The organism is Maribacter arenosus (assembly GCF_014610845.1).
Classification (GTDB): Bacteria; Bacteroidota; Bacteroidia; order Flavobacteriales; family Flavobacteriaceae; genus Maribacter_A; species Maribacter_A arenosus.
The window spans coordinates 1-11,850 of the sequence record NZ_JABTCG010000013.1 but is presented as its reverse complement, the minus strand read 5'-3'; the positions used below and the strand labels follow the sequence as shown (position 1 = coordinate 11,850).

Genomic DNA, 11,850 nt, shown 5'->3' with positions numbered 1-11,850 from the left:
GTTTTAACGCTAATCTTAATTTTTATTTGATGTTAAATACCAAAATAAAGAACAACGACTCGCTAACATCGTGTATGCGTAATGGCTCGTATCCTCGCTACTACGCATACACTTGACCGTTACCACCAATTTATGACCAATATTATTAACAATAAAACATCCAGATTCTTCCCAGATGTTTTTGCATATATTGGATATCTAATGATTTTTATTGGTGTTGTTTTACTTATTAAAGAACAGCGTTGGGGTATTGTCTTAATTATTCTAGGCATACTATTGGGGTTTTCTTTCGTAGGTATATTGATTGACACGGACAAAAGGACTTTCAAAACTTACTCCAGTCTTTTTGGATTTAAAAAAGGAGTATGGGAATCTTATGATGATTATGTGGATTTATCAATTTTAGAGGTAAATCAAAAACAGAAGGGTCATAGCAGAACTGGACTCGAATTTTCATCTAAATTCATGGTTTATCGTGTCTTTATGTTGGACAAAAAACATAGAAAAAGAATTCTGTTACAAGAATTTAAAACTAAGGAATTGGCTGTTGAATTCGCTGAGGTAATGAGTAAAAGTATTTCCAAACCAATTAAAACATATAGCCCAGTTATCAGTAAATCTTCCAGGTCAAAAAGATAATAAAACCTGGTGCTAACAACGGCTAAAATTCATTGCTTGCGAATTTCCTAAACGGAAATCACGCGCAAAAAGCTATCTTTGAGTTCGGCGGGACTGTCCTGCGGACAGATCACCGCAACGAACCTTAGCCCAACCGTTAGCCTTCATTATAACCAGAAACAAACCAATGATAAAATCTTTCGAAAAATGGTACAGAAAATTATAAATAAAATTTGTTGGGGAATTATTGGTGTAGGTGATGTTTGTGAAACCAAAAGCGGACCACCACTTATACAAGTACCAAATTCAAGTGTTAAGGCTGTTATGAGAAGAAATTCTGAGAAAGCAAAGGATTTTGCAAGACGTCATGGTGTTGAAAAGTGGTACGATAATGCTGATGATTTACTGAATGATCCTGAGATAAACGCAATATATATTGCAACGCCACCAGAAACGCATGCTGAATATACATTGAAAGCAGCAGCTCTTGGAAAACCGGTTTATGTAGAAAAGCCAATGGCACGTTCACATAAAGAATGCCAATCAATGGTAGAAGCATGTAAAAAGGCTAATGTTCCTTTATATGTGGCTTATTACCGCAGAACGCTACCAAATATTCTTGAAGTAAAGGAATTAATTGATAGTGGTTCCATTGGAGACATTAGAAGTGTAGATATAACTGTACAAATGACAATTGAGAATGAAATTGTAGGAACACATGACCACCCTAATAATTGGCGAGTTGATCCTGAAGTTGCAGGTGGCGGTTATTTTTACGATCTGGCTTCACATCAATTAGATGCACTCGATTTCCTATTTGGTCCTATCATTGAGGCAAAGGGGTTTTCAGAAAACCAATCAAAAGAGTATAAAGCTGATGATATTACTGTTGGTGTTTTTAAATTTAAAAATGGAATTTTAGGAAAAGGTTTATGGGTTTTTAATACTAGTAAGGCTTCACAATATGAAATGACAACAATTATTGGTAGTAAAGGGCAAATATCTTTTCCTTTTTGGGGTGATCATCACGTTACCTTAGAAAAAGAGAATGAACCTGTTAAGAAATTTGAATTTGAAATTCCTAAATACATCCAAACGCTACTTATTCAAACCATTGTAAAAGACCTACAGGGAAAAGGAAAATGCCCTAGTACAGGAGTTTCAGGAGCTAGAACAAATTGGGTATTGGAACAAATAGCAGAATAAAATTATATTCAATTGAACATAACACCATGAAAAACACAATTAAGACGGGTATATTATCTTATGGAGTGTCTGGTAAGTTATTTCATGCGCCGTTTCTAAAAGAACACCCTGAATTTGAATTTATAGGTATAGTAGAGCGAACAAAAAAAAAGGCTCATTTAGATTTTCCAAAAATAAAAAGTTACAATTCGGTTGATGAAATTGTATTAGATGATTCTATTGAGCTTATTATTGTAAATACCCCAAATAAAACACATTTTGAATATGCTTTAAAGGCTATTAAGGCAAATAAACATGTATTGATCGACAAACCTTTTACCGCTACTTCTTCTCAAGCAAAACAACTTTTTAAAGAAGCAAAAAAGAACAATGTATTCGTATTACCATATCAAAACAGAAGATATGATAGTGATTTTCTTTCAGTTAAGGAGATTATTGAAACTGGTAAATTAGGAAATTTGATAGAGGCTCATTTTCGATATGATAGATATAATTTAGCTATTAACGAAAATAGTTGGAAGGAAAAGGCAGGACCTGGAAGTGGAGTTCCATTTAATTTGGGGTCACATACTATAGATGGAGTAATTGCATTGTTTGGTGTACCATTAAAATGGTCTAAATACCCTGCTTATATTCGACCAAATACCAAAGTAATTGATTATGTTCATATACATTTACAATATCCCGGTAATTTACAAGTGTTGGTAACAATCAGTTTATTAGTTGCAGATCCGCAACCTGCATTTGTGATTCAAGGCACATTAGGAACCTATAAAAAACATCGAACTGATGTTCAGGAAAAGCAGTTAATTGAAGGAATGCTACCTGACAATTTACTGTATGGTGTAGAATTATCTGAAAGTGAAGGGCTTTTAACCACTATAGCCCCGAATGGATTAAAAAAACAAAATAAAATCGAAGCAAAAAAAGCAAGTTATATGAATGTCTTTGAAGATGTTTATCAAACCATGAGAATGGACAAAGACTATCCGGTAACTGAAGAACAAATAATAGCACAATTAGAAATATTAGAATAGTAAAATTACTTTTTATATAAGAAAAATGAAGTGTCATGATTATTCAATCTGAAAGAAGACAGGATGTACTTTACAAACTATTTTATAAAATAACGAAAGGCTAACAAGGTGTAAAAATCATAGAAGCTAAACGCCACTACGATTCATTCACAAATCGTTGTATGCCGTTTAGAATGACTAATATGAAAGTTCTCAGTATCATAAGTCTCATTTTTGTCCTTCTGACCTCATGTAAACAGAAATCAACTGAAGACCAAGTTTCAGATTGGATCGTAAATCATGCTATCCCACTGAAGACTGTAGAAGCTGGAAATGGGTTTGAAGACCTCGCTCCGATTGGTAAAATCGTTCGTGATGCACGAATCGTTTCCTTGGGGGAACTGACCCATGGTAATCGTGAAGTATTTCAATTGAAACACCGTCTCATAGAATATCTCGTCACGGAAGAAGGATTCAACTTATTCGCTTTGGAATGCCCCTTTGGTGAAGCATTCGATGTGAATCAATACATTTTAGAAGGTATCGGAACTCCGGAAGAGGCTTTGGCAGGAATTTATTTTTCGACCTGGGATACAAAAGAGTTTACGGAATTGTTAAAATGGATGCGCGCTTACAATGCAGATTCTACTCATACTACCAAAGTAAAGTTCCACGGTTTTGACATACAGGATCCTGAACGAGCAGCACGAGTAATGTTGGAATACATAAAAAAGGTAGACATAGAATTATATCAATCTGTTAAAACTGAATTATCCATTCTTGAAATTCAATTTTCCGAGCCAATATACTTGGGACGAAGACCCTATATTCCTGAAGAATATGATGAAGCGAGTTTATTGGCAATAAAACATGTGATGAATGCATTCCGTCTAAACAAAGAGTCTTATATATCTAAAACTACCCAAAAGGAATGGGTAAGGGCACTGCATCATGCGCGGCAAGCAGAGTTGTGGATTGAAGCCTGTTTCAATGATGGCGAAAATTATGATGAAATACGAGACAAAGGTCAGGCTGAAAACATCAAATGGATACTTGATCAGGAAGGAGAGTCTTCTAAGGCCATAGTCTGGGCACATAATTGCCACGTATCGAATGCTTCTCCAAAAGATGACATTAATATGCACGGTTATTACCTACGAAAAATGTATAGAGACCACTTAAAAATATTCGGGTTGTTTTTTAATCAGGGTGGATTTAAGGCGATTGATGCCAATATGCCATCCAAAGGGATGTTTAACTTCTCTCTTGGTCAAGCTCCTCCTAGCACACTAGAAAATACATTAGCTTCAGCACAGCATTCTATTGCAGTAGTGAATATGCATGAGTTACCCAAGAAGGGACCTGTTCGTGAATGGTTTTATACCGAACGACACACCAGACATTCTGGAGGAGGATATGATGAAAAAAAGCCCGAAAACTATTTTTGGTCTTACACCCCTGCCGAGGCTTATGATGTCCTGGTCTATTTGGATACAACCAGCCCTGTAATATCAGTCAATGATGACGCTTATGAGTATATCTGGATGCTTAACAAAAAATTAAATACACCAACGAATCTGGATTTCGAAGGGGACTCTAATGGTGAAGAACCCAGCGGTTGGATGGTATGGTCTAAATTTCAACGACTAGGGGTAGAACTATTGGTAACTGATTTGAATCCTTACCAAGGGAAGCATAGCGCTATGATTCATCGTCCCGAAGGAGTCACATTTGGAGAAATTACTCCTAGCCTAACCCAAAGGGTTGATGCCGCGCCTTATCGTGGAAAAAAAATTCGGATAACCGTTGCCGTACGATCTGAAGTAAAAGACCCTGGTTTTTCGTTCTTCCGATTAGTTATCGAGCCTGATGTGTTACAAAGTGCCCATGTTGGGTCACCTCCCTTGTTTGATAGTCTAGATAAATTTCGAATTAACTCAGCGAATTGGGAAACGATTCAGATTGAAGCAGAAGTTCCTAAAATTGCAAATACCATTAGCTTTGGAATGTATCTCCGAGACTCAGGAACAGTTTGGATAGATGATGTAGAAATAGACATTGTAGAATGAAACGGAGAACAAAAAATAATAAACAGCATACAACAATATATTTAAGCCATTAAAACGGCTCATATACTAACCGTTGGCAGCAATTAAAAAATCAAATAATGAAAAGAACATTGAGTATTAAAATATTATCCCTTGTAATTGTTTCTAGCTTATTTTTTAGTTGTCAGTCCAATCATAATAAAACTGAATTGACCGAAAAGGCTATTGAAGAAGTAAAAACGCTAAATCCAGAAGAAAAAGAATTAAAAGCCCTTGTAGAAAAGCTATTGTTTGCTGTAGGTAATTCTGATTGGCAGACTTTGGAATCCATCGTTTCAAAAAAGGCAAACTTGGCAAGTGCAATAGTTAGAGATGAAGTCTCTAAAAATTCCGTCATCACAATTGGCGAATATTTTGAATCTCAAAAAAAACGAGAACGGAAACCCTTTTACGAACCCGTGAATGAATACAAATTTCTTATAAACAAGAGCCAAATTGCTTTTGTTTGGGCTGATGCTACGCTACATAAATATGGCGTCCCTCGGACAAATAACGTAGACAATTTCACCTTAATTAAGGAAGATGGTGAATGGAAATTCATTAATATCTCATTCACTAATACGGCCTTACCAGAAGAACTTCAAAAATTTGATATAGAGGTTTTTGCCAAGAGTTATGCACAAGTATGGTGCAGCCAAAGACCCAATTTTGTATCGTCCTTTTTTGCTGAAGATGGAGTTCTACAGATAAATGAAGGGGAACCAGCAGAAGGTACTGAAGCAATAACAAATGTTGCGAGAGGATTTATGAACGCTTTTCCGGATATGGTTGTTTCAATGGATAGTCTAATTACTAAATCGGACAAAACACGATTCTATTGGACACTGACTGGAACAAATGACGTACCAAATGGAACTGGAAATAAAGTTAAAATTAGTGGATTTGAAGAATGGACATTAAATGATGATGGCTTAATCCAAGAATCAAAAGGTTATTTTGACAACAAAGAATATGAGAGACAACTTAAATTCGGAACAAACAAAAAATAACTGCTGCCAACAACGCCGTCTGAAAAGACTACGGAGTTCCTCACGCTCGATATCGGGGACCACGATACTATCCAAACGACCATCTTTCAACTCCCTGGCAATCAACTGGGCATCTATCCTGTCTGTCTTGGTATGTTTCTCCTTGCCCTTGCGATGGATGTCAGCCGGGTTGACCACCAAGGATTCCCAACCGTAAGCTTCAAAACAACGGTGTGCATAATATCCGCAGCAACCCGCTTCGTAAGCCGTTGTCACTTCATGTTCGGGAAAATGCCTATCTACATAGTTTTTTAATCCTTCGGGAGAGGATGACATAGCAAAAAAGTCTTGCCTCCTGAAATATCGGTCGAGCAATGCACCTTCCAACTTCGTTTGTGTATGTCGGTGCCAATGAATAGCTTAGGTCTTGCAGTGTGTTCTGTTTTCATATCTTTAAGTGTTATAAATTAAAGATAATGGACACGCTGCTTTTACATGGATGCTAAAAAACATAAGTGGCTCAGTGTAAATTGACAGGTAAGTGCTTTGAAATCACTTACGTTTCTTATACTGACCGTTGGCGAACATGCAAAAATTCATATCAAAATTTCACATTATGAAAATCAAGTTGTTACCTTTTTTTTTATTGGTTCTATTTTTTTCATGCCAAATTCAACCAGAAAAGACATTTAGTGAGATCCGAGAAGGAACCATTACAAACCTTTATGATGCCTTTAGTAAAGACACTTCCCTGACTAGAGACTTTGGATTTTCCTGTATTGCGAAATATCAGGGCAAAACAATTTTATTTGATGCAGGTAGTAACGCTGACATCTTTAAAAGGAATACCAACAAACTAGGCATTGACCTTTCCATGGTTGATATTGTTGTCGTTTCACATGGACACTTCGACCATCTTAATGGAATTGACTATTTATTGCAAATAAATCCAAAAGTGAAAATATATTTCCCCTACGATATTTTTTGGGGCGCGCCCGTACCCTTTGACGCAGCAGGGCAAGAGCAGGAGGTGAAAGATTCATTACCTACATATATGCAATACTTTGACGGTGGAGAAACAAAATTTACCATTATGCAATCAGGGCGGTTTTGGAACTCTAACATTGAGTTTGTTAAGGATTCGAAAGAAATTCTACCAGGACTTAATCTAATAGCGACAAGTTCTCGATACATGGGATATTTTTCGTGTTATCCTGGAAAGAGTTTTGTCGAAGGGCAGTTTGAGCATGAAAAGGATGCTTGTAAAAACACGAACCTACCTGAACTTTCGCTTTCAATGAAAACAGATAAGGGGCAAATTCTAATAGTTGGCTGTTCACACACTGGCGTTGAGAATATTGTTAAGCAAACACAAACTGTTACAACCGATAAAATTGAATTGGTTTATGGTGGTTTTCACATGCTTCCGTTTGACAGAACACAGATAGCTCAGTTAGCTATCATTCTCAAAACCGATTTGGGAGTTCATCGAGTCGCACCAGCACATTGCACAGGACATCTTGCATTCAAAATTCTAAATGACTCCTTCGGTGACAATTATTTATATACAGGACTTGGTGAAACAGTTTCGTATTAGCCCGAAAATAATATCATTGCGAGAAAGGCACGATTCTCTAACAATGTATATACGATAATCTCCCTAAACGGTCGCAACACGCATATACCAGCCGTTGGCTGTAATTTGAACAAAATAATTTACATATAACAAACTGAATAACATTGTTTTAAAAATATATTTAAAATAATTACGTTTTCAGACTAAGAATTTTATAGACTTAATTGTTCTATAATAGAATCAGTAACAAAAATTAATAAAATGAAAACCTCAAATTTTAAACTACTTACAATTTTTACTGCAATGGTATTATTCATTGGAACCTTAACATCTTGTTCAGATGACGATGGATCAACTGCGAATATAACTGTTAACGAAGGTCCTTCCGGAGATATAGGTGGAGATTTTACTGGAAACGGTGGAAATGCGTCCCGAACAATTAATTGGACTAATAATTTAGCAACGGCTGACTATAATGCTGACATAACTGCAACTGGAACTGGAACATTTAATTTTGTAGTTGCTGATTCCGATGGAATTGTAGTACTTGATAGAACTTTAAATGGCGGAACAGAGCCTGATAGTATTGATGGCGTAACGCAAGCTGGAGAACCTGGAAATTGGACTGTTACCATTACAATTACTTCATTCAATGGAGATGGAAGTTATTCTTTAAGCGCTGGAGACTAATAGCGAATTGACAAATAAATTATATTGGAAAGGCTGTCTAAAAATAGACAGCCTTTCTTATTCAAAATAAAAAACTACAGCCAATATTGGATATAATTCATTGCGGTTGAATTCCTAATCGGAATTCATTGCAATTTGCTATCTTTCGGTTACTGCGGAAAATCATAGCTGATTTTCCGCAACGAGCCATACACAAAACCGTTAACCAATGATAAAATTCTTTAGAAAAATACGCTATGACCTTATGGAAAAGAATAAAACTGGGAAATATTTAAAATATGCAATCGGAGAAATTGTGCTTGTGGTTATCGGAATTTTAATTGCATTACAGATTAACAATTGGAACGAAGAAAGAAAAGAGAGGAAAATTGAACGTAAAATGTTAATAGAGTTAAAGGGTTCGCTTCAAAGAAATATTGACTTTACCAATTGGGCAATTTCAAATAATGAACAGAAACAGGTTTCCAACCAGATTATATTAGAGCATTTTGATGATGGCATTCAATATCAGGATTCTTTAGCAAAACATTTCTCAAATGGAATAACATGGTTCAACGTTAATTTGGAAAATCAGGCGTATGAAACCCTAAAATCTGTTGGTATACATACTATATCTAATGACACTATTAGAAATATGCTTGGAATTTTGGAAAACCCCTGGATTGAAATCATTGGAGAGCGAAATGAACAATATTTCAATGTTGTCGCACCTACTTTAACTGATTTATTTGAATCTGGGGAAATGTGGGGAAATATGAAGCCATATAACTACAATGATTTAGTGAATTCTAAAAAATACAGGCATATTCTTAATACGTTAATTTCTAACAGAAAATGGCAAATTGAATTTTACAAAGAATGGCAAGTTAATTATTTAGAAATTATTGAAGTTATAAATAGAGAACTTGATAAGGATTAAAAAACGAAAGCCTGCCTACTTCTGAAAATCCTTCCACGCAGAGCGTGGCAGGTCGGATTTTCTCTCGCAACGGAATCATAGCCAGAAACGTTATCTCTCATTAAATACAACTCGGATAAGCAAATCAACATTTCGGAAATTTATAATATTAAAATTCTACACAACTGGTTAACTTAGCCCAAACCAACCTAAAAAATATTATGAATAAACTTGATTTAAAAAAATTGAAATTAGAATTAGCTATTAACGCAAAAAGCGGAATTGATTTTATTATTTCTGCCTCTATTGTCTGGAGTGCTATTGCTTATATATGGACATTACCGAGAGAACCATATAGTAAAAGTATATTGACATTTTACGTTGGTATTACGATGCTACCTTTGGCTCTTCTATTATCAAAAATTCTCAAGACGAAATGGACAACAAAAACAAATCCTCTACAGCCTTTAGGTATGTGGCTGAATTTAGCACAACTCTTTTATTTTCCTTTTTTGTTCTTTATTTTGAGAGATAATCCAGATTATTTTGTAATGACCTATGTAATAATAACAGGAGCACACTTTTTTCCTTATGCTTGGTTCTATGATGAAATCGGATACGCCATTTTTGCTGGAATTATTTCTATTGGAGCTTTAGTTGTTGCAATTAACGTAAATGTGGAGAAAATGTATTTCGTACCATTGTATATGGTTTTATGCCTACTATTATTGACCGTTTGGTTAATTATATCTAATAAACGGAAAAAAACGAGAGATAACACCGTGTAAAAAACATTGCTTATTTTAGTCTAATCGTTAGGTTCTTACTTTTTTGCTTACTTCTGATTTTCCGTCGGAAAATCCTCGCATACAAAACCAAAACGTTCCTTTTGCAATCACGTTGAGCTTCATTATGATCAACCACTAATTATATGATAAAATTCTTCCGTCAAATCCGTCAAAACTTGCTTATGGAAAACAAAACAGGTAAATACCTTAAATACGCTATTGGAGAAATTATTTTGCTAGTAATTGGAATTTTAATAGCTCTCTCAATCAATAATTTGAATGAAAAACGGAAAGATCAAAATAAACTATTGAATATTTACAGTCTTATTTACTATGATATTGAAAATGACATACAGGATTTGATAAATAATTTAGAGTTTTACAATCAAAAGAAATCTGTTTTTGAGAAAGTCGTACACGATTCAATAACACCTGACTTATTAGATGAAGGGATATCAAGATTATTAGTATTAGGTGGCAATAGAGGTACCACATTAAACACAACAGGCGTTAACCAATTAAGGGAATTACAAAACAAAGATAGTTTAACCCTGAAACTCATAGGAATCTATGATGTAATGGAAACAATAATGCTAACAACTGAAAATAGGATTTCAAATGAAACTAAAGACCACGCAGAATATTTGAGAGACAATTATGATTGGTATCCTGAATGGATTTATAATACCATTATGAGAGATGTTGGAAGTAAGGAATTACATGATTATTTTTTAACTAGTCCTATTTATAGAAATCGAGTAGTCTCTGTTTACCAACAAGTTTATAACAATTATACTACAATACTCAATACATCGATTAAACGTTTAACTGAACTACAAAAAGAATTAAGAAGTGTTCTAGATAAAACAAATAAATAGCGAAAGCCGGCCTATCGCAGGCAGGCTTGCAAAAGTTAAGTGATAAGCCACACAACTACTCATAGCTGAACCGTTGTGGTGCATTTTGTCCCAAAAAAATGGAAGAATATAAAAATCTCTATACTGAACGTGAGGAGGCTCTTAAAAAGGAAGGCAGAACAGGAATCATAACGAGGCCCTACGGATTCATAAAGAGCAACCAGAGTATAATCCCAATTCTTCACCTACAACTCCAGAAATTGTAAAACGTCTTCGAACAGCATATATTGGACAAACGATAGAGGACTTAACTGATACCTATTTTGAACTTCTTCAAAAAATTCACCAAGCGGAAAAAGAAAACAACATCAATGAAGTATTGTTAAATTCTCAATTAAGTCTTGGGTTAATCGAACCTTTAATCATCCATAGTTATAAACATTCTAATAGGTTCGATATTAAAACCATACCAGCCATAGAAAAAGGACTGACATATTTTTCGGTTAACGGAATGCTGGGACAAATCGAAAACATAAGTGATTTGGTCGACTTTTTCCGCGAACTGCATTTCTATAAACCAGAGGTCGAACAGGCCTTTAAAAGGGTGGAAATAGCTTCGGAAATTTACTCTTATATTCGGGAGAATGGGAATTGCGAACATTCAAAACTCAAAAAAGTCTTAAACTTTGATGATGGGAGGTTTATCTCCAATACTGTTTACTATATGACTAAAATTGGAAAATATAAGGTAGGTAAAACGAATTTTATTAAAATCAAATAAAAAACGACACCTCAACACGGTGCCTGCCTGCATACCTGCGGTATGTAAACCGGTAGGCAAGTATAATTAATTGCGGTTGGATTTCCTAACCACGCCTTTGGCGTGGCAGGCCGGAAATCCTTGCAATCAATTATCTTTAGTCTCAGGCAGACATTTTCCATTGGAAACCCGCCTGCCATTGGTATGGCAGAAAACCTGTAAGACCGGTGACTTCCTTTTTTTATTCCAAATAATTCAGGATTTGCATAATCCTAATTACATTTTCCGCTGGAAATACAAAAAGTAAGCTATCGCTTATCTTTTTTAGTTTTCCAAATAATTCAGGATTTGCATAATCCTAATTA

General features: G+C 35.2%; 11 protein-coding genes. 10 read left to right on the top strand and 1 reads right to left on the bottom strand.

Annotated features, from left to right (window positions below):
• The first annotated feature begins 132 nt into the window (after positions 1-132).
• The 5 genes from HPE63_RS18320 (at position 133) to HPE63_RS18300 (ending at position 5,937) form a co-directional block, all read left to right on the top strand.
• The gene (locus tag HPE63_RS18320; RefSeq protein WP_188315759.1) at positions 133-639 is read left to right on the top strand and encodes a hypothetical protein; all 507 of its coding nucleotides are present in this window, start codon (positions 133-135) and stop codon (positions 637-639) included.
• Positions 640-825: 186 nt separating this feature from the next.
• A complete protein-coding gene (locus HPE63_RS18315; protein WP_188315758.1) occupies positions 826-1,824 on the top strand; it encodes a Gfo/Idh/MocA family protein in 999 nt (332 codons plus the stop codon).
• Between the two features lie 26 nt (positions 1,825-1,850).
• The gene (locus HPE63_RS18310) at positions 1,851-2,861 is read left to right on the top strand and encodes a Gfo/Idh/MocA family oxidoreductase (protein WP_188315757.1); all 1,011 of its coding nucleotides are present in this window, start codon (positions 1,851-1,853) and stop codon (positions 2,859-2,861) included.
• 182 nt (positions 2,862-3,043) lie between these two features.
• Positions 3,044-4,909, top strand: coding sequence for an erythromycin esterase family protein (locus tag HPE63_RS18305; RefSeq protein ID WP_188315756.1), 1,866 nt, complete (start codon positions 3,044-3,046; stop codon positions 4,907-4,909).
• Positions 4,910-5,007: 98 nt separating this feature from the next.
• On the top strand, positions 5,008-5,937 hold the full coding sequence (locus HPE63_RS18300) for an ester cyclase (RefSeq protein ID WP_188315755.1): 930 nt from the start codon (positions 5,008-5,010) through the stop codon (positions 5,935-5,937).
• Here HPE63_RS18300 and HPE63_RS18295 read toward each other — a convergent pair.
• Complete coding sequence (locus HPE63_RS18295; RefSeq protein ID WP_188315754.1) at positions 5,872-6,252, bottom strand: IS110 family transposase; 381 nt, start codon at positions 6,250-6,252, stop codon at positions 5,872-5,874. The genes HPE63_RS18300 and HPE63_RS18295 overlap by 66 nt on opposite strands.
• 280 nt (positions 6,253-6,532) lie before the next feature.
• Between HPE63_RS18295 and HPE63_RS18290 the strand changes: the two genes are divergently transcribed.
• From HPE63_RS18290 to HPE63_RS18270, 5 genes are all read left to right on the top strand, one after another.
• Positions 6,533-7,513 (top strand): MBL fold metallo-hydrolase, encoded by a 981-nt coding sequence (locus tag HPE63_RS18290; protein WP_188315753.1) that lies wholly within the window; start codon positions 6,533-6,535, stop codon positions 7,511-7,513.
• 240 nt (positions 7,514-7,753) lie between these two features.
• Positions 7,754-8,182: a hypothetical protein gene (locus HPE63_RS18285; protein ID WP_188315752.1), complete on the top strand. Its 429-nt coding sequence runs from the start codon at positions 7,754-7,756 to the stop codon at positions 8,180-8,182.
• 208 nt (positions 8,183-8,390) lie between these two features.
• Positions 8,391-9,101 carry a DUF6090 family protein gene (locus tag HPE63_RS18280; RefSeq protein WP_188315751.1) on the top strand — a complete coding sequence of 237 codons (711 nt, stop codon included), beginning with the start codon at positions 8,391-8,393 and terminating at the stop codon, positions 9,099-9,101.
• A 200-nt stretch (positions 9,102-9,301) separates the two neighbouring features.
• Positions 9,302-9,868, top strand: coding sequence for a DUF7010 family protein (locus tag HPE63_RS18275; RefSeq protein WP_188315750.1), 567 nt, complete (start codon positions 9,302-9,304; stop codon positions 9,866-9,868).
• Between the two features lie 182 nt (positions 9,869-10,050).
• Positions 10,051-10,746: a DUF6090 family protein gene (locus HPE63_RS18270; RefSeq protein ID WP_188315760.1), complete on the top strand. Its 696-nt coding sequence runs from the start codon at positions 10,051-10,053 to the stop codon at positions 10,744-10,746.
• The last annotated feature ends 1,104 nt before the right edge of the window (positions 10,747-11,850 follow it).

Excerpts from the sequence above, each read along its gene's own strand:
- HPE63_RS18320 (WP_188315759.1), top strand. The coding sequence starts at position 133 with ATGACCAATATTATTAACAATAAAACATCCAGATTCTTCCCAGATGTT.
- HPE63_RS18315 (WP_188315758.1), top strand. The coding sequence starts at position 826 with ATGGTACAGAAAATTATAAATAAAATTTGTTGGGGAATTATTGGTGTA.
- HPE63_RS18310 (WP_188315757.1), top strand. The coding sequence starts at position 1,851 with ATGAAAAACACAATTAAGACGGGTATATTATCTTATGGAGTGTCTGGT.
- HPE63_RS18305 (WP_188315756.1), top strand. The coding sequence starts at position 3,044 with ATGAAAGTTCTCAGTATCATAAGTCTCATTTTTGTCCTTCTGACCTCA.
- HPE63_RS18300 (WP_188315755.1), top strand. The coding sequence starts at position 5,008 with ATGAAAAGAACATTGAGTATTAAAATATTATCCCTTGTAATTGTTTCT.
- HPE63_RS18295 (WP_188315754.1), bottom strand. The coding sequence starts at position 6,252 with ATGTCATCCTCTCCCGAAGGATTAAAAAACTATGTAGATAGGCATTTT.
- HPE63_RS18290 (WP_188315753.1), top strand. The coding sequence starts at position 6,533 with ATGAAAATCAAGTTGTTACCTTTTTTTTTATTGGTTCTATTTTTTTCA.
- HPE63_RS18285 (WP_188315752.1), top strand. The coding sequence starts at position 7,754 with ATGAAAACCTCAAATTTTAAACTACTTACAATTTTTACTGCAATGGTA.
- HPE63_RS18280 (WP_188315751.1), top strand. The coding sequence starts at position 8,391 with ATGATAAAATTCTTTAGAAAAATACGCTATGACCTTATGGAAAAGAAT.
- HPE63_RS18275 (WP_188315750.1), top strand. The coding sequence starts at position 9,302 with ATGAATAAACTTGATTTAAAAAAATTGAAATTAGAATTAGCTATTAAC.
- HPE63_RS18270 (WP_188315760.1), top strand. The coding sequence starts at position 10,051 with ATGGAAAACAAAACAGGTAAATACCTTAAATACGCTATTGGAGAAATT.